The 26161-nt window shown below is 65.1% G+C and carries 26 protein-coding genes; 13 read left to right on the top strand and 13 right to left on the bottom strand.

Annotated features, from left to right (window positions below):
* Positions 1–49 precede the first annotated feature (49 nt).
* A complete protein-coding gene (locus tag VN047_RS03580; protein WP_325540098.1) occupies positions 50–2107 on the bottom strand; it encodes a DUF3857 domain-containing transglutaminase family protein in 2058 nt (685 codons plus the stop codon).
* A 124-nt stretch (positions 2108–2231) separates the two neighbouring features.
* Here VN047_RS03580 and murA point away from each other — a divergent pair, with 124 nt between their 5' ends.
* Positions 2232–3518 (top strand): UDP-N-acetylglucosamine 1-carboxyvinyltransferase, encoded by a 1287-nt coding sequence (gene murA, locus VN047_RS03575; RefSeq protein ID WP_325540097.1) that lies wholly within the window; start codon positions 2232–2234, stop codon positions 3516–3518.
* Here murA and VN047_RS03570 read toward each other — a convergent pair.
* The 6 genes from VN047_RS03570 to VN047_RS03545 form a co-directional block, all read right to left on the bottom strand.
* Complete coding sequence (locus VN047_RS03570; protein WP_325540096.1) at positions 3515–4783, bottom strand: alpha/beta hydrolase family protein; 1269 nt, start codon at positions 4781–4783, stop codon at positions 3515–3517. The two genes, murA and VN047_RS03570, sit on opposite strands and share 4 nt — an antisense overlap.
* Positions 4784–4829: 46 nt before the next feature.
* Positions 4830–5789, bottom strand: a complete 960-nt coding sequence (locus VN047_RS03565; RefSeq protein WP_325540094.1) for a DMT family transporter — start codon at positions 5787–5789, stop codon at positions 4830–4832.
* A complete protein-coding gene (locus VN047_RS03560; protein ID WP_325540092.1) occupies positions 5786–6796 on the bottom strand; it encodes a threonine aldolase family protein in 1011 nt (336 codons plus the stop codon). Before VN047_RS03560 ends, VN047_RS03565 begins: the two co-directional genes overlap by 4 nt.
* A gap of 41 nt (positions 6797–6837) precedes the next feature.
* Entirely contained in the window at positions 6838–7596 is a 759-nt protein-coding gene (locus VN047_RS03555; RefSeq protein ID WP_325540090.1) for a hypothetical protein, read from the bottom strand.
* 79 nt (positions 7597–7675) lie between these two features.
* Positions 7676–8158, bottom strand: a complete 483-nt coding sequence (locus VN047_RS03550) for a hypothetical protein (protein ID WP_325540088.1) — start codon at positions 8156–8158, stop codon at positions 7676–7678.
* 41 nt (positions 8159–8199) lie between these two features.
* Positions 8200–9417: an argininosuccinate synthase gene (locus VN047_RS03545; RefSeq protein WP_325540086.1), complete on the bottom strand. Its 1218-nt coding sequence runs from the start codon at positions 9415–9417 to the stop codon at positions 8200–8202.
* 113 nt (positions 9418–9530) lie between these two features.
* Here VN047_RS03545 and VN047_RS03540 point away from each other — a divergent pair, with 113 nt between their 5' ends.
* Entirely contained in the window at positions 9531–9968 is a 438-nt protein-coding gene (locus VN047_RS03540; RefSeq protein WP_325540084.1) for a DUF1801 domain-containing protein, read from the top strand.
* A 22-nt stretch (positions 9969–9990) separates the two neighbouring features.
* Here VN047_RS03540 and VN047_RS03535 read toward each other — a convergent pair whose 3' ends face one another.
* Genes VN047_RS03535 through VN047_RS03520 form a run of 4 tightly spaced genes read right to left on the bottom strand, consistent with a single transcriptional unit; the run spans position 9991 to position 14670 of the window.
* On the bottom strand, positions 9991–11262 hold the full coding sequence (locus VN047_RS03535; protein ID WP_325540082.1) for a cyclopropane-fatty-acyl-phospholipid synthase family protein: 1272 nt from the start codon (positions 11260–11262) through the stop codon (positions 9991–9993).
* 40 nt (positions 11263–11302) lie between these two features.
* Complete coding sequence (locus tag VN047_RS03530) at positions 11303–12082, bottom strand: molybdopterin-binding protein (RefSeq protein WP_325540080.1); 780 nt, start codon at positions 12080–12082, stop codon at positions 11303–11305.
* The gene (locus VN047_RS03525) at positions 12079–12930 is read right to left on the bottom strand and encodes a cytochrome b/b6 domain-containing protein (RefSeq protein WP_325540078.1); all 852 of its coding nucleotides are present in this window, start codon (positions 12928–12930) and stop codon (positions 12079–12081) included. Before VN047_RS03525 ends, VN047_RS03530 begins: the two co-directional genes overlap by 4 nt.
* 27 nt (positions 12931–12957) lie before the next feature.
* Positions 12958–14670 (bottom strand): class I adenylate-forming enzyme family protein, encoded by a 1713-nt coding sequence (locus VN047_RS03520; RefSeq protein ID WP_325540076.1) that lies wholly within the window; start codon positions 14668–14670, stop codon positions 12958–12960.
* A gap of 77 nt (positions 14671–14747) precedes the next feature.
* Between VN047_RS03520 and lgt the strand changes: the two genes are divergently transcribed.
* From lgt to VN047_RS03490, 6 genes are all read left to right on the top strand, one after another.
* Positions 14748–15623 carry a prolipoprotein diacylglyceryl transferase gene (lgt, locus tag VN047_RS03515; RefSeq protein ID WP_414712659.1) on the top strand — a complete coding sequence of 292 codons (876 nt, stop codon included), beginning with the start codon at positions 14748–14750 and terminating at the stop codon, positions 15621–15623.
* 52 nt (positions 15624–15675) lie between these two features.
* The gene (locus VN047_RS03510; RefSeq protein ID WP_325540072.1) at positions 15676–16683 is read left to right on the top strand and encodes a class I SAM-dependent methyltransferase; all 1008 of its coding nucleotides are present in this window, start codon (positions 15676–15678) and stop codon (positions 16681–16683) included.
* On the top strand, positions 16680–17198 hold the full coding sequence (locus VN047_RS03505; protein WP_325540070.1) for a GNAT family N-acetyltransferase: 519 nt from the start codon (positions 16680–16682) through the stop codon (positions 17196–17198). Before VN047_RS03510 ends, VN047_RS03505 begins: the two co-directional genes overlap by 4 nt.
* Positions 17195–17962, top strand: a complete 768-nt coding sequence (pgeF, locus tag VN047_RS03500) for a peptidoglycan editing factor PgeF (RefSeq protein ID WP_325540068.1) — start codon at positions 17195–17197, stop codon at positions 17960–17962. Before VN047_RS03505 ends, pgeF begins: the two co-directional genes overlap by 4 nt.
* Positions 17963–17969: 7 nt before the next feature.
* Positions 17970–19376, top strand: coding sequence for a DASS family sodium-coupled anion symporter (locus VN047_RS03495; RefSeq protein ID WP_325540065.1), 1407 nt, complete (start codon positions 17970–17972; stop codon positions 19374–19376).
* Positions 19377–19445: 69 nt separating this feature from the next.
* Complete coding sequence (locus VN047_RS03490; protein WP_325540062.1) at positions 19446–20738, top strand: cystathionine gamma-synthase family protein; 1293 nt, start codon at positions 19446–19448, stop codon at positions 20736–20738.
* On the opposite strand, the gene VN047_RS03485 is transcribed toward VN047_RS03490, so the two are convergent.
* Positions 20735–21460: an HAD-IB family hydrolase gene (locus VN047_RS03485; protein WP_325540060.1), complete on the bottom strand. Its 726-nt coding sequence runs from the start codon at positions 21458–21460 to the stop codon at positions 20735–20737. The two genes, VN047_RS03490 and VN047_RS03485, sit on opposite strands and share 4 nt — an antisense overlap.
* A gap of 102 nt (positions 21461–21562) precedes the next feature.
* Between VN047_RS03485 and VN047_RS03480 the strand changes: the two genes are divergently transcribed.
* The 5 genes from VN047_RS03480 (at position 21563) to VN047_RS03460 (ending at position 25542) form a co-directional block, all read left to right on the top strand.
* The gene (locus VN047_RS03480) at positions 21563–22669 is read left to right on the top strand and encodes an ABC transporter permease (RefSeq protein WP_325540058.1); all 1107 of its coding nucleotides are present in this window, start codon (positions 21563–21565) and stop codon (positions 22667–22669) included.
* A complete protein-coding gene (locus VN047_RS03475; protein WP_325540056.1) occupies positions 22669–23535 on the top strand; it encodes an ABC transporter ATP-binding protein in 867 nt (288 codons plus the stop codon). The genes VN047_RS03480 and VN047_RS03475 overlap by 1 nt, the downstream gene beginning before the upstream one ends.
* The gene (locus VN047_RS03470; protein ID WP_325540055.1) at positions 23535–24476 is read left to right on the top strand and encodes an MlaD family protein; all 942 of its coding nucleotides are present in this window, start codon (positions 23535–23537) and stop codon (positions 24474–24476) included. The genes VN047_RS03475 and VN047_RS03470 overlap by 1 nt, the downstream gene beginning before the upstream one ends.
* An 11-nt stretch (positions 24477–24487) precedes the next feature.
* Positions 24488–25087, top strand: coding sequence for an ABC-type transport auxiliary lipoprotein family protein (locus VN047_RS03465; RefSeq protein WP_325540053.1), 600 nt, complete (start codon positions 24488–24490; stop codon positions 25085–25087).
* Positions 25088–25221: 134 nt separating this feature from the next.
* Entirely contained in the window at positions 25222–25542 is a 321-nt protein-coding gene (locus VN047_RS03460; RefSeq protein WP_325540051.1) for a multidrug efflux SMR transporter, read from the top strand.
* Here VN047_RS03460 and VN047_RS03455 read toward each other — a convergent pair.
* Positions 25543–26161 (bottom strand): aminopeptidase N C-terminal domain-containing protein (locus VN047_RS03455; RefSeq protein ID WP_325540050.1); only part of this gene is annotated, 619 nt, incomplete at its 5' end.

Genomic DNA, 26161 nt, shown 5'->3' with positions numbered 1-26161 from the left:
CAACTTAACCATGGGTTCGATATTGCCCCGGTCGAATTGCAAGCCCCGGCTAGCTTCCCGCCTCGGGCCCGAAACAGGGCGACGCGGCGCCGACCCAGTCGGTCTCTTCCGAAAAGGGCGCCGCCGGCTTGTTGATGGCGGCCCGGTCGTCGTCGACGGCGATCTGGTACACGCGTGATATCTTGTTATTGAAGCTGCGAAGCGCATCGTTGTGCCGCTTCGCCTCGACCGCAGATATTTCGTCGGTCAGGGTGCGGCGGCTCATCACCGTGCGCATTACATTGTCGCGCAGATCGCCGACGCGCCAATAAGCAACTCCGCCGGTGCGAAGGTCCATGGGCAGCGAGAAGAAGTCCCATTTCCATTGCTTGGTCTCGGGTGGCAGACGCACCGTCGTCGCCCAGCAACGAAAGCGCGGAAATCCGTCGACGATCCACGGCAGCGTCTGATCCTGATCCTTGGGCCGGTCGAACTTGTCGGGCGGCGTGAATCCGGCGCCGGGCAGCGAGAGGTCGCGTCCTTTGGTATCGCTGCCGTCCCATTCGACTTCGCCAATGCCCTCGGCCTCGATCACCAGCGCCGCATGACGATCGTCATACCGCCAGCGCACCGCATCATCCTTCACATCGGTAAAGGTGTCGCCGAGGTAGGTCTTTAACGCACGGCGCGCGTCACCCGGCGACATCGCGGCCAGACCGGAACGCATCGCCTGCGCATCGGCACCGCGCAAGATCGCGATCGACTTGATCGGCGCCTCGCCGCTGAAGCCCTTGCGGGCGTCGATCGTCAGGACATTGACAAGCTGCGGCCGCCGCGGCGCCGCAACCGGCACCTTCAACAGATCGGCCCCCGTTCGCGTCAGCGGCAGTGCCCAGCGAAATACGGGGTCGGGCAGCGCCGCCAGATATTTGTCGCCGGTCCCGGTTCCGTCGAGCCAGTACCGCGCCCCCCCGATTTCCGCCTCGATCAGCACATGGTTGAACGCCGCTGGCGACGGCAGGCGCTCGTCGGTCCCGTCGCCGCCTTCGACATTGACCAGCGCGGGCCGCGCCGAAATGCCGAGTTCGCGCAATATCGCGAGCAACAGCGCGGTCTTCGCCTTGCAATCGCCGAAGCGCCGCTCCCAGCTCTGGTCGGCGCTCGCAGGACGCAGATTGCCGCCGTTGAGGCCGACATAGACGTAGCGGATCCGGTCTTGCACCAGCACCAGCGCCGCCTCGGCGCGCGCCGCCGGATCGGTCGTCGCCTCCGCGATTCTTGCGATTTCGGCGCGAACGGGGGAATCGGCGGACAGCGTGGCAGCCTCGTCGTAAAGCGTCGCGAAGGCACGCGACAATTCGGCCCAGTTTGTGAAATTGCTATATTCGACGATACGGCGATAATTGAAGCGGACCGGCGCTCCCGCAACCCCTAGCGCCGTGTCGGGATCACTCAACGAATAGACGAGTTCGCGTGATCCCCCGATGCTGCGTTCGGTCAGCTTGCCGACATCCTTGCTCGTCTGCCAGCGGAGCTTGCGGTCCTGCGGCCATAGCAATCGCAACCGGTATGCGCCAAGCGCGCCCGCAGGAGGCAGGCCGCTTATCCCGAACGACCGGTCGGACAGGGTCGGGTCGCGCTGGTTGATGCTGACCGCAAATTCCAGTTCGTCGCCAACCTGCAGCCCCGGCGCCTGCAGCACCGCCGTCAAAAGCCCGTCGAGCATCGCCGAATCGAGATTGCCTTCGCGCCGCAGCACGGTGAACTTCGACGATTTCAGGACGTCGATCTCGGCCCCGTCGCGATGAATCTTGAGCGCGTGGACCGTCACGCCGCCGGCGCCGGGCTGCCAGCCGAGCGTCAGGTTGCCCGCGGTCAACGCCTGCGGCGACAACAGCTTCACACGATAGGCAAGGTAGCTGTCGTCGCTTTCGGTGCCGAGCCGTGTCTGCTGGTCGGAATAGATGATACGCATCGGGGCACCTTCAGGGGTTCCGGTCGCGGTCGGTGGCGGCGGTGGCAATACCCACGCGGGCGCGGCGCCATAGCCCACTTCGTTCGTCGCGGCCTGAAGCGGCACCGCCGCCATTGGGCCGCCAAGCAGCATCCAGAACCCGATATGTCGCATGTCGCACCCCCGCCCGCGAATTTCCCCGCCGCCATGCTCGTGCAAAAACGGCTTGAATTCAATAGGGCGCTGCTTGCGACGGGCATCCGCTTGCGCGCGGCACCACATGCGCTAAGGACAGCCGATGGATCAGATCGTCATTCGCGGCGGCCAGCGACTCAAGGGCCGGATTCCCATCAGCGGTGCCAAGAATGCGGCGCTAACGTTGCTACCCTGCGCGCTGCTCACCGACGAGCCGCTGACGCTGCGCAACCTGCCGCGGCTCGCCGACGTCGACGGTTTCGGTCACCTGCTCAACCAGCTCGGCTGCTCGACGACGATCGAAGGATCGCGCCCCGAGGATTTTGGCCGGGTGATGACCGCGCGCACGACGACGCTGACTTCGACCGTCGCGCCCTATGACATCGTACGCAAGATGCGCGCGTCGATCCTCGTGCTCGGCCCGCTGCTCGCGCGCGCCGGCGAGGCAACCGTGTCGCTGCCCGGCGGCTGCGCGATCGGCAATCGCCCGATCGACCTGCACCTGAAAGCCCTCGAAGCCTTCGGCGCCGAGATCGAGCTCGCGTCGGGCTATGTGAAGGCGAGCGCGCCGGGCGGCGGGCGCCTGCCCGGCGGCAAATTTACCTTCCCCGTCGTCTCGGTCGGAGCGACCGAAAACGCGCTGATGGCCGCGGTGCTCGCCAAGGGCACCTGCGTCCTCGAAAATGCGGCACGCGAGCCGGAGATCGTCGACCTCTGCAATTGCCTCGTCGCGATGGGAGCGCATATCGACGGCATCGGCACCGAAACGCTGACGATCGAGGGGGTCGACCGCCTCCACGGAGCGACCTACCGCGTCATGGCCGACCGCATCGAGGCGGGCAGCTACGCCTGCGCCGCCGTGATCACCGAGGGCGATGTCGAACTCGTGGGCGCCAAGGCCGACGAGATGGAAGCGACGCTCGCCGCCCTGCGCGAAGCCGGTGCGACGGTCGAGGAGACCAAGGGCGGCATCCGCGTCGCCATGTCGGGCCGCGCCGAACCCGTCACCCTGTCGACCGCGCCCTACCCCGGCTTCGCGACCGACATGCAGGCGCAGTTCATGGCGATGGCAACGCTCGGCAAGGGCGCCTCGCTGTTCACCGAAACGATCTTCGAGAACCGCTACATGCACGTTCCCGAGTTGGCGCGCATGGGCTGCGACATCGATGTGCGCGGACGCAGTGCGGTCGTGCGCGGCGTCGACAAGCTGATCGGCGCACCGGTGATGGCGACCGACCTCCGCGCCTCGATGAGCCTGATCATCGCGGGCCTTGCTGCCGAAGGCACGACCGAGGTCAACCGCGTCTATCACCTCGACCGCGGCTATGAGCGGCTCGAAGAGAAGTTGCAGGCGGTCGGCGCCGATATCGAACGGATCAGCGCGGGCTAACGCTTCGCCGTCAATTGTTCGGCGCGGCCATATGCGCCACGCACGTCACTCTTGATCCAGTCGCCGAGCAGCCTGAGATAGCCGTCGGTGATGCGCGTCACCGATCGCGACCCGTCGGCGTTGGTCGTGAATTCGAACATGCCATGGTCCGTCGCGGGAAAGAGATACACGTCGAACGGCTTGCCGTCCTTGGCGAGCCCGAGAAGCGCGGTGCGCGTCGTTTCGATCGGCGCCTCGCGATCCTCGCCAGCGAGCACCCAGAGCAGCGGTGTCTCCAGCTTGCGGAGTGCCGCGACGGCATCATAATCCCAGATCACCTCGACATTGTCGAAACGCGCTCGCCCGACGCGCTTCAACTCGTCGTTGGTCATGCGGGCGATCGCGCCGCTATATTCGCCCTCGATCTTCGCCGCCCATGGCTGGCTGGCCATGTCGCGCCGCACGGCGTCGAGCGCGTCATAGCCCTGCGTGAAGTTCGACAGCATCAGCTTCGACGTGGCCGCCGACAGCCGGCTCACCAGCGCTTCGGCGTCCTTCCCCAACCCTGCCGCGCGCACTTCTGACACCATCTGCTCGCGATCCTCATCGATCGGGGAGTTGACGAGACCGAAGCCGACCGCGACAAAATCGGCCGGAGTCCGCGTCGCCGCGAGCGGCGCGACCCAGCCGCCCTGGCTTCCGCCGAAAAAGCCCGCGCGGCCGAAGCGGCCCGCCGCCATCGTCCGCGCCTTTTCGAGCGCATGCGCCGCGTCAGTGGCGAGCAGCTCGAAATTCTGGGTATATTCCCCTTCGGATCCGCCTGTGCCGCGCTTGTCGTAGACGAAGACCGAAATCCCCTGCGCCGCCATCGCATAGCCATAAAGGCCGCCGATCGGCGACGTACGTTCGGAGCCGTGGACCATCACGACCAGCGGCCGCTTCGCGTCGGGGGCGCCCGGCGGCTCGATCAACACGCCCTTCAGCGTGGTTTCGACGCTGTCGAAGGTGGCCGGCGTTTCGCGAAAGGAAACCGCGCCCCACACCGCGCCGCCGACGGTGACGCGCCCGCCATCGCACGTCAGCGGCGGCGCCGTCTCGCTCGTGGCGCCGCGGCGCCCGTCGCCGAACATGTAGCGGAGGCCCGGTGCAGGCACGGCGGGCGATTCGACCAGAACGACGAAATCGCCGGTCGATGCGGCATAGGTCCCCGCCCGACATGGTTCTTGCCCGAAAGCGGGTTGAAACGAAGCGAGGGCGAGTGCGGCGCCGAGGAGGATTGTCTTCATGGCCCTGCCCTACCGTGCGTCGCGTCGCCGGGCAATCGGGACACGATCACTCGTGTCCGTCGACCGGAACCGATACCATATTGCCACTGACCGAGGGCCGCTCGGGCCGCTTCGCGACCGCGATCACCAGCCCGATCAGCGCGACGACCCCGCCCGCGATCGACAGCGTCGCCCAGTGATATCCCTCGAAGGCGGTCGAAAAACCCATCGCGATGATCGGAACCAGCACGCTGGACCATGCTGCCTGCCCCGGCCCGATCGCACGGATCACGTTGAAATAAAGCGGGAAGGCCAGAGCGCTCGCCATCACGCCAAGGTAAAGAACCCCGCCGATATAGACAGCGGTCGTTTCGATCACCGGAGGGCCCGTTGTGATCCACGCATAGATGCCGTCGGCCAGCGTACCGAACAACATCGCCCACGCGAGCATCACCGTCATCGACTGCGCGCGCGCGATGCGGCTTCCCTGCATGACGTTGGCGATCGACGCGCTCATCACGCCGGCGAGCGTGAAGGCGGTGCCGGCCAACACCGCGGCCGAGCCAAGCGCCGCGGCGCGATATTCGTGGACGATCATCATCCCGACCCCAAGGATCGCAATCCCCGCCCCCGCAAGGAAACGCCCCTCAAGCGGCGTTTTCAGAAAGACACGGCCGAGCAATGTATTGGGGACGATCAGCAACGCGAATAACACCGCGACGAGCCCGGAGGTGATATGCTGTTCGGCGCGGTAGACGAAGTTGAAATTGAACGCGAACTGCGCGATGCCAAGCACCACGGCAAAGGCAAGCGCGGGGCCGCCCGGCCACAATCGCTCGCGCCGGATCAGCGCAAAGGCGAACATTGCGATACCCGCCACGCCGAACCGATAGGTCACAGACCAGCTGGGCGGCACGACGCCAAGCTGGCCAGTGATGACGATCCACGTCGATCCCCAGATCAGCGTCACGAGCATGAAGGGCAGAAGGACGCGGGGCGTGAGCAGCGTCGCAGGCTGCTCGCTCATAGCGCGCCGATCGCGGCGGCCAGTGGTGCGACCGCCTCGGCATCCTGATCCCAGCTGACGACGAGCCGCGCCGCGCCATCGCCCCAGTCGTAGAAATCGAAACCGGCACCACGCAATTTAGCCGCCTCGGCAGCGGTCAGGCGCACGAACAGTTCGTTCGCCTCGACCGGATGCATGAGCCTGTCGCCGCAGGCGGCCGCCAGCTTCGCCGCGCCGGCGTTCGCGGCGCGCGCATTGGCGAGCCAGAGGTCGTTCGCCAGCATCGCACGAATCTGCGCCGCGACGAACCGCCCCTTGCTGAGCAGATGCCCGCCGCGTTTCTTGAGTTCGCGCACGCCGGCACCGCCGCTGCCGCCGAAGAAGACGATCGCTTCAGCCATCATCGCGCCGTTCTTGGTGAAGCCGAACGACAGTGCATCGACCCCCGCGCGCCAGGTAACGTCGGCGGGCGAGCAGCCAAGGAACGCCACGGCATTGGCGAAGCGCGCACCGTCCATATGAAGCTTCATTCCGTTGGCCCGCGCGATTTCACTGATCGCGCCGATTTCCCCGGCTCGCCACGACAGCCCATATTCGGTGGCGTTGGTGATGCTGATCGCCGCGGGCTGGACCTGATGCACATCCTTGCGGATTGCGGCAATCCGCGCCTTGAGCGCGTCGGCATCGATCTTGGCCCCCCGCCCGGGCAGCGGCATCAGCTTGGCACCGCCCGAATAGAAGGTCGGCGCACCGCATTCGTCGACCTCGATATGCGCTTCCTCATAACAGAGGATGCCTTGCCAGGGCCGCACGAAGTGCGCGAGGATGATGCTGTTCGCCGCGGTCCCCGTGGGAATCCACACGACCTCGCAATCGGTCTCGAACAGTTCGGAAAAAGCCGCGTCGAGAGACTGGCTGAGCGCATCGCCGTCATAGGCGGTGTCGACATGGTTGGCGGCCGCCAGCGCGTCCATCACCACCGGATGGACGGTCGCTGCATTGTCGGAGAAAAAACGGGTCGCAGTCACGACTCGCGCCTTAGCGCAGGTGCGGGTCGCTTGCTAACCCTTCATTTCGGCTGCTGTCCGTCGGACGGATCGATGCTCTCTTCGACCGTGCCTCCGCGCGCCATGCTTGCCCCGCCCGCGACGCCAAGCCCACCCGCCATGCCCATTCCGCCGCCCGTACCGCCGCCGCCACGCCCGCCGCCACCGCTGCCTTCTCCGCGCCCCGCGCCGCCACCCTTCCCGCTGCCCGCCGGACGAGTGGGGCCCTGCAACGGGATGATCACGTCTGCGGGCACCGGGTCGAGATCGAGCGCTTCGCGGATGAAATTGCGCAGTTCGATCACCAAAGCATGGGTGTGCACTGGACGGCCCTCTGCCAATTCCTGTGCCGCGCGGCCGGCAAGGCGAACCTGATCCTCGGTCCCCAGCAGGATGATGTCCGACAGCGCCGCTTCAACCGCATCGCGAATGCGCCGGGGTCGATCCGATTCGCCAGCCCCGCCCGCTGCCTCACCCTGTGCTTCATCGCGTGACAGGTCGATCGCCGGCCCAACGTCGCCCGCGGCCACCGACGGCCGACGCAGGTCGCGCAGATGGCGCGGATCGACCATCAGGTTACCGGTGAAGGAACCCCCGAGCGTCTTGTAGGCAGCGATCAACGTCCGCAGCCGCTCGTTGATCTGGCGGTTCATCCGCTCGCGGCGCTGCTGGATCGTCGTCATCACGATCAGACGAATCCCAACGCCGATCAGCGTCACCAGCGCGAGACCCAGAAGCGTTGTCCCGATGCTTTGCCACGACGAAAAATCGAACAGGCGCATGGCTATCCCTTCCGCTGCGGGTCCGGAAGATCAGCTTTGACGGGTTCGGCGGGTCGAAGCCATCAGTTTTTCGCGCCGTTCAGATGCCGAGCGAATCGGAGCAGTCGAACGCCTTTGCCAAACTTTCGCGAAAGTCGCCCGTGCCGCCCCCCAGATCGACGAACACCGCATCTTTCGTGCCGCCGGCGTCGAGGCGCTCGTGCAGCATGATCGTCGGCGTGAAGTCCGTGAACAAGTCGCCGGCAAAACGGTGATGCGCGACGAAACGGAGCCGCTGCGGACTCGATTCGATCACCAGCGCCCGCCAAGCCGGGCCGAAGCTCGATTTGACCCAGACCTGCGCGCCCGTTCGCAGCGCGCGCGCCGGCTTACCCGTCACCACCGCAACGTTGATCATCGTCCGCGCCGCCGGATTGAACGCTTGCGTTATCTCGATCGAACCGCCGTCGAACGCTGCCGTGCAGCCACTATCGCCAGCCGGCCTGGCATGGCCCAGATCGGCATAGGCAGCATCGTTGAAGGCGGGGGTCAGGCTGGCAGCGGCCAGCAGCAGCGAGAACATGGACCAGGCTCCTGTCGCAGCCGGGTCCGTTCCCGGCCCCTTTATTGACCCTGTTTCGCGAGCAATTTCAAGCGCAAGGCGTTCAGTTTTATGAAGCCCGCAGCGTCTTTCTGATCATAGGCGCCGGCATCGTCCTCGAAGGTCACATGGCGTTCGCTGTACAGACTGAACGGCGATTTGCGGCCGACGACGCTCGCATTGCCCTTGTAGAGTTTGAGGCGGACGGTGCCGGTGACGTTGGTCTGGCTGTGGTCGATCGCCGCCTGCAGCATCTCGCGCTCGGGCGCGAACCAGAAGCCGTTGTAGATGAGCTCGGCATATTTGGGCATCAGCTCGTCCTTGAGGTGCGCGGCACCGCGGTCGAGCGTGATGCTTTCGATCCCCCTGTGGGCCCGGGCGTAGATTTCGCCGCCGGGTGTCTCGTACATGCCGCGCGACTTCATGCCGACGAAGCGGTTCTCGACGAGATCGAGCCGGCCGATGCCATGCTTGCGGCCAAGGTCGTTCAAGGCGGCGAGCAGGGTTGCGGGCGACATCGCCTGCCCGTTCAGCGCGACACCGTCGCCGCGCTCGAAATCGATCGTGATATATTCGGGCGTGTCGGGCGCATCCTCGGGGTTCACCGTGCGCGAATAGACATAGTCGGGGGTCTCTTCCCACGGGTCCTCGAGCACCTTGCCCTCCGACGAGGTGTGGAGCAGGTTCGCATCGGTCGAAAACGGGCTTTCGCCGCGCTTGTCCTTCGGCACGGGAATCTGGTGCTTTTCAGCGAATTCGATCAGCGCGGTGCGGCTCGCCAGATCCCATTCGCGCCACGGCGCGATCACCTTGATGTCGGGGTTCAGCGCATAGGCGCTGAGTTCGAAACGCACCTGGTCATTGCCCTTGCCCGTAGCGCCATGCGCGACCGCGTCAGCGCCGGTTTCCTTTGCGATCTCGACGAGCCGTTTCGAGATGAGCGGGCGCGCGATCGAGGTGCCGAGCAGGTAATCGCCCTCGTAGCGGGCATTGGCGCGCATCATCGGGAAGACGAAGTCACGGACGAATTCCTCGCGCAGGTCGTCGATATAGATATGCTCGGGCTTGATCCCCATCAACTCGGCCTTGGCACGCGCGGGCTCGAGTTCCTCGCCCTGACCAAGGTCGGCGGTAAAGGTCACGACCTCGCAGCCGTAAGTGACCTGCAACCATTTCAGGATGACGCTGGTGTCGAGCCCTCCCGAATAGGCGAGGACGACGCGCTTGAAGGACTCGGACATGGCTGCACCTTTGGCGAGGGAAAGACGCGGCGCGGCTAGCAGTCCCCCGCTGAACGTGCAACCGGCTTGGCGCGCGTGCCGGGGCAGGCTATCTTCCGCGCCGGAGGGCGGCCATGGACAAAGCCGCAATCAAGACCAAAGCCACCGAAGCAACCGTCGCCGATTTCATCGCGGCCGTTACCGAAGCGCGTCGTCGCGAGGAGGCCGGGGTGATCGATACGATACACCGCCGCGTCACCGGCCTCGAACCCAGAATGTGGGGACCATCGATCATCGGCTATGGCAGCTATGACTATGTCTATGACAGCGGCCGTTCGGGTACGATGTGCCGCGCCGGTTTCTCGCCGCGCAGGGCCGCGATGACGCTCTATCTGATGGGCCACTACCTTGACCGGCAACCGGAAGCCGACGCGCTGCTTGCCAGGCTGGGCAAATACAAGACCGGCAAATCGTGTCTCTACATCAACAAGCTTGCCGACGTGGATCTGGAGATTCTCGAAAAACTCGTCGCGCTGAGCTGGAAGGTCATGAATGAGCGATACCCGACCTGACCGTTCCCGGCGAAAGCCGGGGCTATGACGTCTGGACCCCGGCCCTCGCCGGGGAGCGCTGGAGGTAACGCTCTTCCGTCTCGCCGATATAGTCGCGCGTCAGCGGCAGCGCGTGACGGCTGCGCGCGAACTGGATCTGGTAATTGCCCATCCCGCCGCTCTCGAACGCCGACGTCGCGCCCGCGAGATAGAAGGTCCACATGCGGAAAAAGCGGTCGCCCATCATCCCGACGATCTCGGCTTCGTGCGCGAGCGTCCGAGCGTACCATTGGCGCAGCGTCAGCGCATAGTGGAGGCGCAGCGTTTCGGTGTCGGTGGCGATCAGCCGGCTCTTCTCGCTGGCCGCCAACGTTTCACTGAGCGCGGGAATATAGCCGCCGGGGAAGATATATTTGCGCGTGAAGGCGTCGGTCGACCCGGGCTTGCCGAAACGCCCGATCGTGTGGAGCAGCATCACGCCATCGGCCGTCATCAGGTTCGCGGCGGCGCGAAAGAAGGTCTCGAAATTGGCCGCGCCGACATGCTCGAACATTCCGACCGACACGATGCGGTCGAATCTGCCGGGCTCGCGTTCGGCAAGATCGCGATAGTCGACGAGTTCGAATTTCACGCGATCGGCGACGCCCTCTGCTTCGGCGCGCTGCCGTGCCAGTGCAAGCTGTTCGTCGGATAGCGTGATCCCCAGCACCTCGACCCGTTCGAGCTTCGCTAGCGTGATCGCCATCCCGCCCCAGCCGCATCCGATGTCGAGAATGCGCTGCCCGGGCGCGAGCGCAAGCTTCGCGGCGATATGCGCTTTCTTCGCGACCTGCGCTTCCTCCAGCGTCATGCCGGGCCGCGGCCAGTAAGCGCAACTGTACTGCATGTCCTGATCGAGGAAGAGGCGGTAAAGGTCGTTGCCGATGTCGTAGTGATGTTTGACGTTCGCGCGCGATTGACGCTGGCGATTGATCGATCCGATCCGCGTCTTGAGCCAGTCGGCGCGCCTGCCGAGCCAGGTCCTGTCCTTGAGCGTCGCCCCCCGATCCCACGGCGTGTTCATGCGGATAAGCCCGACGAGATCCATGATGTCGCCTTCGACCAGTTCCATCTCGCCGTCCATGAACGCCTCGGCGGCGCCAAGGCGCGGGTCGAGGATGATGCGGCGCATCCCCTGGCGGCTGGTGAAGCGGATCGTGACTTCGGGAAAACCCGGTTGGGGCTCGCCGAATTCCTCGCGCGCGCCATCGGGCGCGACGACGGTCAGTCGCCCCTGATGAATGACACGGGAGAGAAACGGACGCAGGATCGACATATTCTACCGACCGAACATCTGCGCCGCGAAAAGGTTCCCGTCAAATTCCGGCATACCATTCATAATCGATACGATCCTCCCAATAGCCGCCCTTCCCCTCGCCGATGGCATCGAGGCTCGCGACCGCCTCGATCGCGTTTACATATTTGGCGTGCTTGTATCCGAGCTGGCGTTCGATCCGGAGGCGCAGCGGCGCGCCGTTGGCGATCGGCAGCACCGCGTCATTCAAGGCCCAAGCCATGATCGTCTGCGGATGCAGTGCATCGACCATGTCGCAGCTTTCGTAGTAAAGATCGCCACCGATGCGGTCGGCGCAGCGGAATACGATGTAGCGCGCACTGTCGCGGACTCCCGCAGCGGCGAGAATCCGGCCGAGCCGCGGCCCCGTCCATTGCCCGATCGCGCTCCATCCCTCGACGCAGTCGTGGCGGGTGATCTGGGTGCGCTGCGGCATCGCGCGGACGTCAGCCAGCGACAGCGATAACGGCCGCGCGACGAGGCCAGTAACCTGGACCCTCCAGTCGACAAAGCCATTCGCCGCATGTGCGGCATAGTCATCGCCCGGCGGCAGCTTCGTTCCGTTCGAACGGAAGATCGGCGACAGATCCGCGCGGGAAAATTCGCGCGCCAGCGCATCGCGATCCATCAATGCGCGCTGGCTCGCACGGTTCATTTCCTCGCCCATCGACAGGATCTTGCGCACTGCGGGCGCCCCGTTGATCGCATCGCAACCGGACAGCAAGGGCAGCGCGCCCGCCGCAGCGACCAAGCAGCCGGTGCGCGCGAACAGTTGCCGGCGCGGGATGAGGATATCGCTCAAGCCCTCTCGCCTTTTTCGGGTCGCAGCCGGAACCAGCCCGTCATCATTGACCGGATTTCGTTGACCGGCCCGGCGAGCAAAACCATGGCAATATGGACAAGGAAGAAAGCGATCAGCGCCCACGCGGCGAGAAAATGGATCGAGCGCGCCGATTGACGCCCGCCGAACAGATCGAGCAGCCATGGCATGGAGGCGTTCATTCCCGGCGACATCGTGAGTCCGGTCGCGATCATCAGCGGCAACAGCACAAAGATAACGCCGATGTAGCTCAGTTTCTGAAGGATATTGTATCGCGCCGCAGCCTCGCCTGCCGGCAAGCGCAACCGGGCATGATCTTTCACATCCTGCCAGATGTGGCGCAGTGACCACTCGCCGCGACGGACGTGCAGATCCCTCTTCAGGTGCCCGCCGATCAGACTCCACAACATGAAGAGCGTCAGGCTGATCGCGAGCACCCACGCGAAGAGGAAATGCCAGCGACGCCCGTCGGCCAAACTGTATGTCGTCGGGATCGTCGCCCAGCCGGGAAAGGCCCAGGTCTGCGATTTGCCGTTGGCGTCGGTCCAGCGACCGAGCACGCCCGTCGTTTCGATCCGCGTTGCCCCGACGCGCAAGAAACCCGTCTTCGGCGTCGAACCGACCGCGAACCAGGCGTAGTCGGGGTTGGCGCCATATTGCCCCCAATAAAGGCGCGGGTGCGCGTTGAAGATCATCAGCCCGCTCATCAGCAGGACGAGCAGGGTCACGGCGTTCGCCCAATGCCAGATACGCACAGGCAAGCGGTGGCGGTAGACGCGTACCGGCAATGAAGCTTCCGAAGGAGTGACGGGACTTTCAGCCTCGGCCATGATCCCGGTTCGCTCCTTCTTTCCGTCCTACGCGACGGCCTCCGCCGCATATTCCTCGCGATAATGGTTGCGCAAGCTGACCTTGTCGATCTTTTCGCTGCCGAGCTTGGGCAGCGCGTCGTTCGACATCCATATCTTGCTCGGCACCTTATAGGGTGCGAGCCGCGCGCTGAGGAAGGAACACATATCCTCCGCGGCGACGGTGCTGCCGGGCTTCATCCAGATCACCGCGCCGACGACTTCTCCGAGCCTCTCGTCGGGCAGGCCGAAGACCGCGCATTCATTCGCCTCGGGATGCTCGTAGATCGCCGCTTCGACTTCCTGACAGCTAATATTCTCGCCGCCGCGGATGATGATGTCCTTCTTGCGATCGACGATGAACAGATAGCCGTCCTCATCGAGATAACCGAGGTCGCCCGACCGGAAATAGCCATTGTCGAAAAAGGCCGCCTTGGTCGCCGCCTCATTGTTCCAGTAACCCTCGAAATTGCACACCGAGCGGATGCAGACTTCGCCGACGCCGCCCTGTGAGACCGCGTCGCCATTGTCGTCAAGGATCGCGAGATCGACGAGCGGCTTCGACGCCGGGCCCGTCGACATCGGCTTTGCCAGATAATTTTCGTTGACGATGCCGCAACCGACCGCGTTGGTTTCGGTGAGACCATAGCCGAGCAGGGGCTTGCCCTCGCCCATCTCGGTCGCGAGGCGCTTCACATGCTCGGGTGGACGCGGCGCGCCGCCGCCGGCGTAGCTCTTGCACGTCGACAGGTCGTAATTCTTGCGGTTCGGGTGGATGAGGATTTCGTAACTCATCAGCGGCACGCCGACGAAATAATTGACCTGCTCGTCCTGGATCAGCCGCATTGCTTCCTCGGCATTCCATTTGGGCATCAGGACCAGCTTGCGGCCGAGCGCGAAGCTTTGCAGGAAGACCGGAATTTCGGCAGTAACGTGGAATAGCGGCGTGCAGATCAGGGTCGCGGGCTGGATGTCCGACATCTGGCCGTCTTCGGTCAGCAGGTGGACGATGCTCGCGGTCTGCGTCACATAGTTGAAGATCGCCTGACACACCGCCTCGTGGCGCGAATAGGCGCCCTTCGACTGGCCCGTCGATCCCGAGGTGAAGAGAATCGTCGCAAGGTCCTGTCCGGTCAGGGCGGGAAGCGCCGTCGCGGCGCTGCCGCCTGCGCCCGTGATCGGCGCGATCGCCTGATCGATCGGTTGCGCGATGTCGAGGGTGATCACCTTTGCGCCATGCTGCACCCCCGGCTCCTCAAGCCGTGCCGCGCGCTGCACGTCGGCGATGAGGAGCTTCGCCTCGCTGTCGTCGATCCCCGCAGCGAGTTCTCCGCCCTGCCACCAGCCATTGAGCAAGGTCGCGCAGCCGCCCGCCATCAGGATGCCGATATAGGTCACGCACCACGCATTGGCGTTGCGCATCGCAAGCCCCACGCGGTCACCGCGCTGGACGCCATAGCCTTCGACCAGCCCCGCTGCGACCTGGCGCGCCGCCATATAGACCTGCTTGAACGACAGACGTTCATCGCCTTCGACGAGGAAGGTCGCATCGCCATGTTGCGCGGCAAAAAACGCAACATAGTCGGCGAGATTGGTCGGCGCATTGGCGATAAAGGGAAGCTGGTGGCCGAAGCGTTCGACGGACCCGAGCTGGATCGGTCCGCCCGGACCGGTGATCAGATTATAGGCGGCTTCCAGGCGCAAATCGAGCGCAGATGGCATCTTTGATCTCTCCTCTTGGTCTCGCTTGTCTAACCCCTTATGGGGAGGCCTCTCCTGGGGAAGGACAGCGCGACGATATGTTTCTTTTTGCAACCTTAGCCGAAGCAACGCAATATCTTAACTTTCATGAATTGATGGGAGAGAATAGCGAGATCGCCTTCAGCGTCTTCGGCCTCCCCATCCGGTGGTATGCGCTCGCCTATCTGGCCGGCATCTTCGTCGGTTACTGGTATCTGCTCAGGCTGATCGCGCAGCCGGGCGCGCCGATGGCGCGGCGCCATGCCGATGACATGATCTTCTACGCGATGCTCGGGATCATCCTCGGCGGGCGGCTTGGCTATGTGCTTTTCTACAACCTCGGCGCCTATCTCGAGGAACCGCTCTCGATCTTCAAGCTGTGGGACGGCGGCATGTCGCTGCACGGCGGCGTGATCGGGGTGCTGATCGCGATCTGGTATGTGACTCGCAAGGAAAAGCTCAGCTTTCTGCGCTTTTGCGACTATGTCGCCTGCGTTGTCCCCTTCGGCCTCTTCTTCGGCCGCCTCGCCAATTTCGTGAACGGCGAGCTGTGGGGCCGCGCGACGACCGTACCGTGGGCGATCATCTTTCCGGACAGCGGCACGATGGACCCTCGCCACCCGAGCCAGCTCTATGAAGCCGGGCTCGAGGGGATCGTGATGATGGCGATCCTCGCCTTTTTCTTCTGGCGCACCGACGCGCGGTACAAGCCCGGCTTCCTCTTCGGCCTCGCCGCGATCATCTATGGCCTCAGCCGCTTCGCGGTCGAGTTCGTGCGCGAACCCGACGTCCAGCTGGGGACCCTGTCGTGGGGGCTGACGATGGGGCAGACGCTGACCCTGCCGATGCTGATCGCCGGCATCTGGCTCGTCGCAACCGCCAAGGGACGCCGCCGCCGGATCGAGCCGATCGCCGGAACCGACAGCATTGCGTGACGGTCCACCGAGCCCCGCAGAATTGATCGGCGAAATTGCGGCGGCACGACCCGTGACGGTGGCCGACTTCATCGCGGCGGCAAACGGCTATTATTATGCGACCCGCGACCCGCTCGGCGCCGCGGGCGATTTCATCACCGCGCCGGAAATCAGCCAGATGTTTGGCGAGATGATCGGAATCTGGATCGCCGACCTCTGGCATCGCGCGGGCAACCCCGCCTTTCGTTATGTAGAGCTCGGTCCCGGCCGCGGCACGCTCGCCGTCGATGCGCTACGCGTGATGGCGCAGCTCGGCTGCACGCCGCAGGGCGTCCATCTGGTCGAGACAAGCCCGGCGCTGCGCGCGGCGCAGCTTTCCCGCCTGCCGGCCGCCAAGCATCATGACGAAGTCGACGCTCTCCCCGACGACGCGCCACTGATCATCGTCGCGAACGAATTTTTCGACGCCCTGCCCGTCCACCAATATATCCGGACGACCGCAGGCTGGCGCGAACGCATGGTCGAAGGCGCGGACGGAAAACTCGCCGCTGTGCCGGGCGATATCCCCGCCGACGACACCATCCCCGTCATGCTGCGGGCCGGCGGCGAAGGGAGCATCGTCGAAACGGCGCCGGTATCGGCGGCAATCATGCAGCGCTGTGCCTTTCGCCTCGCCCGATGCGGCGGCGCGATGCTGGTGATCGACTATGGCTATAGCGGTCCCGCCGCTGGCGACACGCTTCAGGCGGTCAAGGCGCACCGGTTCGCCGACCCTTTCGCCGATCCGGGCGAGGTCGACCTGACGACTCATGTCGATTTCACCGCGCTGGCCGATGCGGCCCGGAGCGCCGGAATCCGGACCGAAGGTCCGGTTAGTCAAGGCGCATGGCTCCGCGCGCTCGGTATCGACGCGCGGCTGAACGCGCTAGCAAGCGCCTCGCCCGGACGCGCCGACGAACTCGCAGGCCAGCGCGACCGGCTTGTCGACGCGCAAGCGATGGGCGAATTGTTCAAGGTCATGGCCGCCTCCGCCCCGGGCTGGCCGCGACCCGAAGGTTTCGGGGCCAAGGCAACGGCATGACGATTATCACCCTCGCACGCGACGCCGACGTCGGCGAACTGACCTTGTTCGCAAGCGGCGCCTTTACGCACACCTTCGGGCATATCTACGACCCTGCCGACCTTGCAGCATTCCTTGCGGGATGGAACCCGCCCGAACGCCTCCGGGGACAGATCGCCGATCCCGAATGGGCAATCGCCCTTGCCCGTGACGACGCCGGAGCGATCACCGGTTTCATCAAGATGGGACCGATCGATTTCGACCTGCCCGAAGGCCAGCCCGTCGAAGATGCGACCGAGCTTCACCAGCTCTACGTCGGCGAAGCTGCGAAAGGCACCGGAGTTGCCGCCGCGCTGACTGATTGGGGCATCGCATGGGCCCGCGAACGCGCCTCGACCCTCTACCTCTCGGTCTTTACCGAGAACCCGCGCGCGCAGGCATTTTACCGCCGCTATGGTTTCGTCGACGTCGGCCGCAACGCCTTTCGCGTCGGCAACCATATCGACGAAGATCGCATCTTCCGGCTCGACCTGTGACGGCGCCGTTCGAAATTGCAGCGCCGCTCGCCGGCATCCCGCACGGATTTTTCGGCCGTCGCGGCGGCGTCTCGACTGGCGAGCTTGCCTCGCTCAATTGCGGCCTCGGTTCGGGCGACGACCCGGCGCTGATTGCCGAGAACCGGCGGCGCGTGGCCGAGGCTGTCCTTCCCGGCGCAGCGCTGACCGGCCTCTATCAGGTGCATGGCAATCGCTGCGTGATCGTCGATGCGGAAACCGACCTTGCCGCAAGGCCCGAGGCCGATGCGCTCGCGACGCGGACGCCCGGCATATTGCTTGGCATATTGACCGCCGACTGCGTCCCCGTGCTGTTCGCCGACCGCGACGCCGGCGTCATCGGCGCCGCGCATGCGGGCTGGAAAGGCGCCCTCGCCGGAGTTACCGACGCGACGCTGGACGCGATGGAGAGCCTTGGAGCAAGCCGCGCCGATATTGCGGTAGCGATCGGCCCGTGCATCGGGCGCGCTTCCTATGAAGTCGACGAGAATTTCGTCGAACGCCTTCTCGCCGACGATCCCGTCAACGAACGCTTTTTCGCTGCCGGCAAGCCCGGCCACGCGATGTTCGACATCGCCGCCTATGTCGCAGCGCGGCTCGCTGCAGCCGGCGTGACGCGAATTGCCATCGGCGGACAGGACACCTATGCCGAAGCCGACGACTATTTCAGCTATCGCCGCGCGTGCCACAAAGGGGAAAATTCCTATGGCCGCCAATTGTCGGTGATCGGACTGGCGGGAGGATGAGGGGTCGATGACGCGCACGCGCTGGTTGGGATTGATCGGCGGGCTCGTCGTTTTCTGCATCATGCTCCTGTTGCCCGCTCCCGCGGGGATGGAGGTCACCGCGTGGCGCGTCGCGGCGCTGACCGTCTTGATGGCGATCTGGTGGATGACCGAGGCGCTGCCGCTGACCGTCACCGCGCTCCTCCCCTTCCTCACCGTGCCAGCGTTCGGCGTGATGGACGCCAATGCGATCGCGAAGGAATATTATTCGCCGATCCTGTTCCTGATCCTCGGCGGCGCCTTCCTCGCGCTGGCGATCGAACGTGTCGGGCTGCATCGCCGCCTCGCACTCGCGCTCCTCAAACGCGCCGCCCCGACCGCGAGCGGACTGCTCTTCGCTTTCATGGCGGCGACCGCGCTGCTCAGCATGTTCATCTCGAACACCTCGACCGCGCTGATCATGATCCCGATCGCGCTCGCGGTCGTGCGCGCGGGCGGCATCAGCGAAGGCGAAACCGATGGCTTCCCGGGTGCGGTGATGATGGGTATCGCCTTCGCCGCCTCGCTCGGCGGGCTCGGCACGCTTGTCGGCAGCCCGACCAACGCCATTGCGGCGGGGCTGATCGAAAAGGCACTGGGGCTGCGCATCGCCTTCCTCGACTGGGCGATCTACGGCGTCCCCATCGTCCTCTTGTCGACGCCGATCGCGATGCGGATTCTCGCGCGCGTCCAGCGGCTTGCCGATCATCCCTTCGACGGCACCGCGGCGGCGGCGGCGCTCGGCAACCAGGCGATCTGGTCAACCGCCGAACGCCGCGTCGTCCCGATCTTCCTGCTCGTGCTCGTCGCGTGGATCGCGCAGCCGTGGCTCGAACCGCTGCTACCCAAGGGCGCGCTCACCGACGGCACGATCGCGGTTGCGGGCAGCCTGCTGCTGTTCATCCTGCCCGACGGCACCGGCCGGCCGCTGCTCCTCTGGAAAGAAGCCGACCGCGCGCCATGGGGCGTCATCATGATGTTCGGCGGCGGCCTCGCGCTCGCCGCCGCGATCACCGCAAGCGGGCTCGCCGCGTGGCTCGGCGCGGTGCTGGCACCGCTCGGCAGCGTGCCGACGATCCTGCTCGCGGCGACGATCGTCGCGCTCACCATCCTGATCACCGAATTTGCGAGCAATGTCGCGACCGCGAGCGGGATCATGCCCGTGCTCGCCGCGCTGATCGCGGCGACGGGCGTCGACCCGGTGCTGCTCGCGCTACCCGTCGCCATGGCGGCAAGCTGGGGCTTCATGTTGCCGTCGGGCACCGGTCCCAACGCGCTGGCCTGGGCGACCGGCCACATCGCCCTGCCGCGCATATTGAAGGCCGGGCTGGCGCTCGACATCATCGGCGTTCCGCTGCTCATCGGGGTGATCTGGGCCATCGCGATGATCGGATGAGCCGCGCAATATAGTTTCAAACGAAACTTCGGGCGCTATAAGGACGGCAACACTCAAGGAGCATCCCCCATGGCCATGCGCGGCAAACCCAAGACCAACACCAAGAAAATCGGCGACAAGGAACTCAGCCCCGCCACGCTGATGATGGGACTCGGCTATGATCCCGTGCTCTCCGAAGGCTCGCTGAAGCCGCCGATCTTCCTGACCTCGACCTTCGCTTTCGAAAGCGCGGCGGCGGGCAAGCGTTTCTTCGAACATATCACCGGCAAGCGCGAGGGTCCGGCTGACGGCCTCGTCTATTCGCGTTTCAACGGCCCGAACCAGGAAATCCTCGAGGACCGCCTCGCGGTGTGGGACGGCGCCGACGACAGCCTCGTCTTTTCGAGCGGCATGTCGGCGATCGCGACCCTGCTCCTCGCACTCGTCGGGCAGAATGACGTGATCGTCCATTCGGGGCCGCTTTATGCCGCGACCGAAACGCTGATCGCGCGCATCCTGTCGCGCTTCGGCGTCAGCTTCGTCGATTTCCCCGCCGGCGCGACGCGCGAGGAGATCGACGCCATTCTCGCCCGCGCGCAGGCGCTCGCCGACGAGAAGGGCGGCAAGGTCGCGCTCGTCTATCTCGAAAGCCCGGCGAACCCGACCAACGCGCTGGTCGATGTCGAAGCCGTCCGCGGCGCGCGTGACGCCGCCTTCCCCGGCGAACAGCAGCCGCCAATCGCAATCGACAACACCTTCCTCGGCCCGCTGTGGCAAAAGCCGATCAGGCAGGGCGCCGAACTCGTCGTCTACAGCCTCACCAAATATGCCGGCGGCCATTCGGATCTCGTCGCGGGCGGCGTGTCGGGCGACCAGAAACTGCTCAACATCATCCGTCCGATGCGCAACACGATCGGCACGATCTGCGATCCCAACACCGCATGGATGCTGCTCCGCAGCCTCGAAACGCTCGAACTGCGCATGAGCCGCGCGGGCGAAAACGCACTGAAGGTCTGCACCTTCCTCCGCGATCATCCGAAGGTCGAGGGGCTCGGCTATCTCGGCTTCATTCAGGATCCGCGCCAGAAGGATATTTTCGACCGCCATTGCACCGGCGCCGGATCGACCTTCTCGCTGTTCATCAAGGGCGGCGAAGAAGAGAGTTTCCGCTTCCTCGACGCGCTGAAGATCGCAAAGCTTGCGGTCAGCCTGGGCGGTACCGAGACGCTCGCCAGCCATCCGGCGGCAATGACGCATCTGTCGGTGCCCATCGAGCGCAAGAAGGCGCTCGGCATCACCGACAATCTGGTGCGCGTCTCGATCGGCATCGAAGACCCCGACGATCTGATCGCCGATTTCGCGCAGGCGCTGGGCGCGGTCTAACGGCCGCGCGTCGCGCGCCAGTCGACGACCTGCCAGCCCATTTTCGGCGCGAGCAGCTTCAGCTTGCGCGACGGCGTCGTCGCGACCGCCTCGTCGGCGAAGTGCAACATCGGATGGTCCGAAACATGGTCCGAATAGGCCCGGATATGGGTTTGATCGCGCGTGATTTCATTCGCCGCGAACCAATCCGAAATGCGCGCGAACTTCGCGTCGCCATAACAATTGTCGCCCGCGAGCCGCGCATGAATATGATCGGTGCCGTCGGGCTCGTCGAGCCGCGTCGCAAGCACATCGTCCATGCCCAGGCGGCGCGCGATCGCATCGACGTAAAGATGAAAAGACGCGGTCGCGAGGAGCAGCCGGTACCCCGCCTCGCGGTCCGTCGCGATCTGCGCGAGCGCAGCAGGATGCAGCCCGCGCGCCACCACCCGGTCGGCATAGCTTTCGGCCAGCGGCAATATCTCGGCGCGACGAAAACGCTTCCCGACAAGTAGCCGCAGATTGATCGCCTTCAGCCGCGAACGATCGATCAGGCCCAGCGACCAGGCTGCGCCGGCCAGGCCGACGATCGGCAGGAGCAACAGTCGCCATTGCTGGCGTCGCCGCGCAACATGCATGAGAAACCCGCTGTAAGTCCCTGAACGCGTTATCGTCCGGTCCATATCGTACATGGCCACGCGGTGCGTATAGTCGGCCATAGGGGTCGCGATCGGATCTTCCATATCCATCCCATAGAAGGACCCCGCATTGCGGCCAAGACCCGTCAAGCCGAACCATGGATTCACTTGCCGTGGTGAGGCAAATAATACAATGTCCCCCGCACGATGGTGGCCAGGGCGGATTTCGAACATAGCGACGGTGCCGATGGCGCCGAGGTTCGCTTCACCGGCCGTTTGACGCTGGCGCGGCTTGGCGATCTGCCGGCGCGGCTCGATGCGCTCGGCCCGATCGCGACACTCGACCTTTCCGCGCTCGAACGGATCGACACTGTGGGCGCGTGGATCGTGACGCGCACCGCAGGAGCACATGACGCGAAGGTGGTCGGCGCGAGCGAAGAGGCGCAGCGCCTGCTTGAAGCGCTCGCCAGCGACAAGAGCGAATATCGCGTCCACCGCGACCGCCGCCCGGGATGGGTGCGCATGCTCGAACAGGTCGGCACCGCCAGTACGGCGATCTGGCACGAACTTCTTGGTATCGTGGGTTTCTTCGGCGCGATGATCGTCGCGCTGGGGACGCAGATTCGCGCGCGCCGCCGCCTGCGCTGGAACGCCGTTGTTACGCGTTTCCAGGCGGTCGGCGTGGACGCCCTCCCCATCATCGGCCTGATGAGCTTCCTGATCGGGATCGTGATCGCGCAGCAGGGCGCAGTGCAGCTCGAACAATTCGGGCTTGAGGTCTTCACGATCAACCTCGTCGGCCGCGCCTCGATCCGCGAACTGGGCCTGCTGATGACGGCGATCATGGTCGCGGGTCGATCGGGATCGGCCTTCGCCGCGCAGATCGGCACGATGAAGCTGACCGAAGAGATTGATGCGATGCGCACCATCGGCGTATCGCCGATGGAGGCGATCGTGCTCCCGCGCGTCGCCGCATCAACGATCACCATGCCGCTGCTCGGCTTCTATGCCAGCCTCTGCGCGATCGCGGGTGGCGGGCTTTTCTGCTGGGTCGGCCTCGATATCCCGCCGCTCACCTATATCCAGCGGCTGCGCGAAATCATTCCGATGACCGATTTCTGGATCATGCTGATCAAGGCGCCGGTGTTCGGCATATTGATCGGTGTCACCGGCTGTTACGAAGGAATGCAGGTCCGGCAAAACGCCGAGGAAGTCGGGCAGCGCACGACATCCGCGGTGGTTGCCGCGATATTCCTCGTCATCGTCCTCGACGCGATGTTCGCCGTCTTTTTCTCTTCGCTGGGATGGAATTGATGGTCGACGAGACCGAAATCGAGATTCGCGAAGAGCTGGCAGCGGCGGACGCAGTACGCCCCGAGAAGTTCGACAAGGCGATCTGCATCCGCGGCCTTCGTAACCAGTTCGGCGATGCGGTGATCCACGACGACCTCGACCTCGATGTCCACTCAGGCGAGATTCTGGGCGTGGTCGGCGGATCGGGCACCGGCAAGTCGGTGCTGATGCGGTCGATCATCGGATTGCAGACGCCGACCGCGGGCGAGATCGAGGTGTATGGCAAGACGCTCGACACCATCGCCAACGAAGAAGAATCGCGCGACCTGCGGCGGCGCTGGGGCGTGATGTTCCAGGGCGGTGCGCTCTTTTCGACGCTAAGCGTGGCCGAGAATATCCAGGTTCCGCTGCGCGAATATTATCCGCGGCTCGACCAGAAGCTGCTCGACGAGATTGCGGCGTACAAGGTCCAGATGGTCGGCCTGCCGTCAGATGCCGGCCCCAAGTTTCCCGCCGAACTGTCGGGCGGGATGGTGAAGCGCGCCGGCCTTGCCCGCGCGCTCGCGCTCGATCCCGCGCTCCTGTTCCTCGACGAGCCCACGGCCGGCCTCGACCCGATCGGCGCCGCCAAATTCGACGAGTTGCTTCGCGGGCTGGCCGACACCATGGGCCTGACCGTCTTCTTGATCACCCATGACCTCGACACGCTTTATGCAACCTGCGACCGGGTCGCGGTATTGGCAGAAAAGAAGGTGATTGCCGTCGGCACGATCCCGGAACTGCTTGCCACCGAGCATCCGTGGATACAGGATTATTTCAACGGGCCCCGCGGGCGTGCAGCGGCAGGCTGCAACATCGCCACCGAGCGGCAGAATAGGAAAAGCTGATGGAAACACGGTCGAACAATGTGCTCGTCGGCGCTTTCGTCCTCCTCTTCACCGCCGCGCTCGCATTTTTCGTCGTCTGGCTGGCGAACGACAGCGGCGGCGAAAAGCGCGAATATGACATATTTTTCAAACAGTCGGTCGACGGGCTGAACAAGGGCGCGCAGGTGCAGTTTTCGGGCGTCCCTTCGGGGCAGGTGCGCGAGATCGCGCTGTGGCCCGACGATCCGCAGTTCGTTCGCGTCCGCATCGAGGTGAACGAGGGCGTTCCGGTGCTGCAGGGCACGACCGCCGCGCTCGAAGGCGTCGGCTTTACCGGCGTTTCGCAGATCTCGCTCGATGGCGCGGTCAAGGGCGCCCCGCCGATCGCCGACAAGGGGCCCGCCGGCAAACCCGTCATCCCGACCCGCATCGGCGGCCTCGGCGAATTGCTCAACACCGCGCCGCAATTGCTCCAGCGCCTGTCGACATTGACCGAGCGGCTTGCCGAACTGGCCGACGACGAGAATCAGGCGAGCCTGCGCGGTATCCTCAAAAATGTCGAGGCGTCGACCGCGATCCTCGCGCGCAACGGTCCCGCGCTCGAAAAGGCGCTCGCCGACACGCGCATCGCGATCCAGCAGACCGGCAACGCCGCCGAACAGATCGGCAATCTCGCCGCATCGGCGCAGGGGACGATCGACCGCAACGTGGACCCCGCGATGGCGAACCTGCGCGACACGCTGAAATCGGCGAATGCGTCGATGGCGACGCTCGAGCAGGCGATTTCCGACGCGCGGCCCGGCCTCAAGACCTTCAGCGAAACGACAATCCCCGAAGCCAATGCGCTGATCCGCGATCTGCGCCGTACCTCCACCTCGCTGTCCAGCCTGACCGACAAGCTCGACCAGCAAGGTGCGGGCGCGGTTATCGGCGGCAGCAAGCTGCCCGATTACAAGCAATGAGGACCGAAATCATGATCCGCCGCCTCCGCGCCCCGCTCCTCGTCGCCGTCACCGCCGTCTCGCTGACGGCGTGCATCGGCCTCGGCGGAAAGACCCCGCCCTTCCTGCTGACACTCGACGCCGATGCGGCGCCCGTTGCCGGCGGCGCACGCACTGCGGGCGAGGCGGCGACATTGACGATCCTGATCCCGACCGCGCCGCAAAAGCTGCGCACGACGCGCATTCCGGTGCAGCAGGACGAGGCGAGCGTCGCCTATGTGAAGGACGCGCAATGGGTCGAGGCGCCGTCGCGCCTGTTCCAGCGGCTGGTGTCCGAAACCATATCGGCACGCACCTCGCGCGTCGTGCTGGACGAGGGGCAATATCTGACCGCGCCGGGCGAACAGCTCGCGGGACAGCTCATGGAATTCGGCGTCGATGCGCGCACGAACGAGGCGGTGGTCGTCTATCAGGCGATGCTGGTGTCGGCGGGCGGCAAGACGGTGACGCAGCGCCGGTTCGAGGCGCGCGAAGCGATCGGCGGCAAGGTCGAAGCCAAGCCGGTCGGCGAAGCGCTGACCCGCGGGGCGAACAAGGTCGCGGCCGAAGTCTCGGGCTGGCTCGGCGGCTGATTTCCGCTTCCGCGAGGATTGCCATTTTTCGTCCCCGGTCCTAGAGGCGCCCGGCAGACTATCGCTGCGCAGCCTCTTCCGGGTTTCCGGCTGCGCACATCCTTTCGAGCCCGCAGACTTGAAAGGATCATGCCATGGCGTGGATCATCCTCGCGATCGCCGTTTTCACCGAAATCATCTGGGCGCTCAGCCTCAAATGGGCAGCGACGCTCGGCACCTGGCAAGCGTCGATCGTCCCCGTGTCGCTGAGCTTCCTCAACATGGCACTGCTGGCGTTTGCCATGCGCGGCATTGCCGCCGGCACGGCCTATGCGATCTGGACCGGTCTCGGCGCCGTCGGCGTCATCATCGGCGGCATCTTCTGGTTTGGCGAGAAGGTGAATGGGGTCCAGATCGGCTTCATGGCATTGATCGTGATCGGCGTCGTCGGGACCAAGCTGTTCTCGTCGACCTGATCAGCCGAGCAGGCTCTTCGACGCCTGCTCGGTCACGTCGCGCGACAGGCCCGGCTGGGCGAGGATGCGTTCGAGCTCCCACTTCATCAGCGCCTGCCGCCGCTCGTCGAAGCGCTTCCAGCGGCCGAGCGGCGGGATCATCTTCGCCGCGGTCTGCGGATTCTTCGGATCGAGCGCGATCACGAGGTCGGCGATCAGCCGGTAACCGGCGCCGTCGGCCCGGTGGAACGCCGCCTGATTGCCCGTCAGCGCGCCATAGAGCGAGCGCACGCGATTGGGGTTCGCGAGCGTGAAGTCGGGATGCTGCGCCAGTTCCTTCACCGCATCGACCGCGTCGGGCCGTATCGACCACGCCTGCACCTGGAACCATTTGTCGAGCACGAGCGGATTATCCCGATAGCGCTGGTAGAAGATGTCGAGCGCCGCGATGCGCTCGTCGCTGTCGCCATGCGCGAGCGTCGCGAGCGCCGCCTGGCGCTCGGTCATTCCGTCGGCGTCCGAAAAGACCCGGAAGGCAAGCAAGGCGACGTCTTCCATCCCGGTCGCGGCAAGATAGGCGAGCGCGACGCCGCGCAGACGGCGGCCACCCTTCGCGCCGCGCGACAGGTCGGTCGCGGGC

Origin of the sequence: Sphingopyxis sp. (genome assembly GCF_035565275.1) — a bacterium.
GTDB lineage: Bacteria > Pseudomonadota > Alphaproteobacteria > Sphingomonadales > Sphingomonadaceae > Sphingopyxis.
Note: the sequence above shows the minus strand (reverse complement) of the source record. Positions and strands in the feature narration are given on the sequence as shown.

Bases quoted from the DNA above. Each gene is read 5' to 3' on its own strand.
- VN047_RS03580 (WP_325540098.1), bottom strand. From the start codon at position 2,107: ATGCGACATATCGGGTTCTGGATGCTGCTTGGCGGCCCAATGGCGGCG.
- lgt (WP_414712659.1), top strand. From the start codon at position 14,748: ATGTTTCTTTTTGCAACCTTAGCCGAAGCAACGCAATATCTTAACTTT.
- VN047_RS03485 (WP_325540060.1), bottom strand. From the start codon at position 21,460: ATGGAAGATCCGATCGCGACCCCTATGGCCGACTATACGCACCGCGTG.
- VN047_RS03475 (WP_325540056.1), top strand. From the start codon at position 22,669: ATGGTCGACGAGACCGAAATCGAGATTCGCGAAGAGCTGGCAGCGGCG.
- murA (WP_325540097.1), top strand. From the start codon at position 2,232: ATGGATCAGATCGTCATTCGCGGCGGCCAGCGACTCAAGGGCCGGATT.
- VN047_RS03505 (WP_325540070.1), top strand. From the start codon at position 16,680: ATGACGATTATCACCCTCGCACGCGACGCCGACGTCGGCGAACTGACC.
- VN047_RS03545 (WP_325540086.1), bottom strand. From the start codon at position 9,417: ATGTCCGAGTCCTTCAAGCGCGTCGTCCTCGCCTATTCGGGAGGGCTC.
- VN047_RS03525 (WP_325540078.1), bottom strand. From the start codon at position 12,930: ATGGCCGAGGCTGAAAGTCCCGTCACTCCTTCGGAAGCTTCATTGCCG.
- VN047_RS03465 (WP_325540053.1), top strand. From the start codon at position 24,488: ATGATCCGCCGCCTCCGCGCCCCGCTCCTCGTCGCCGTCACCGCCGTC.
- VN047_RS03550 (WP_325540088.1), bottom strand. From the start codon at position 8,158: ATGTTCTCGCTGCTGCTGGCCGCTGCCAGCCTGACCCCCGCCTTCAAC.
- VN047_RS03555 (WP_325540090.1), bottom strand. From the start codon at position 7,596: ATGCGCCTGTTCGATTTTTCGTCGTGGCAAAGCATCGGGACAACGCTT.
- VN047_RS03490 (WP_325540062.1), top strand. From the start codon at position 19,446: ATGGCCATGCGCGGCAAACCCAAGACCAACACCAAGAAAATCGGCGAC.
- VN047_RS03495 (WP_325540065.1), top strand. From the start codon at position 17,970: ATGACGCGCACGCGCTGGTTGGGATTGATCGGCGGGCTCGTCGTTTTC.
- VN047_RS03570 (WP_325540096.1), bottom strand. From the start codon at position 4,783: ATGAAGACAATCCTCCTCGGCGCCGCACTCGCCCTCGCTTCGTTTCAA.
- VN047_RS03540 (WP_325540084.1), top strand. From the start codon at position 9,531: ATGGACAAAGCCGCAATCAAGACCAAAGCCACCGAAGCAACCGTCGCC.
- VN047_RS03565 (WP_325540094.1), bottom strand. From the start codon at position 5,789: ATGAGCGAGCAGCCTGCGACGCTGCTCACGCCCCGCGTCCTTCTGCCC.
- VN047_RS03480 (WP_325540058.1), top strand. From the start codon at position 21,563: ATGGTGGCCAGGGCGGATTTCGAACATAGCGACGGTGCCGATGGCGCC.
- VN047_RS03520 (WP_325540076.1), bottom strand. From the start codon at position 14,670: ATGCCATCTGCGCTCGATTTGCGCCTGGAAGCCGCCTATAATCTGATC.
- VN047_RS03460 (WP_325540051.1), top strand. From the start codon at position 25,222: ATGGCGTGGATCATCCTCGCGATCGCCGTTTTCACCGAAATCATCTGG.
- VN047_RS03470 (WP_325540055.1), top strand. From the start codon at position 23,535: ATGGAAACACGGTCGAACAATGTGCTCGTCGGCGCTTTCGTCCTCCTC.
- VN047_RS03535 (WP_325540082.1), bottom strand. From the start codon at position 11,262: ATGTCGATCCTGCGTCCGTTTCTCTCCCGTGTCATTCATCAGGGGCGA.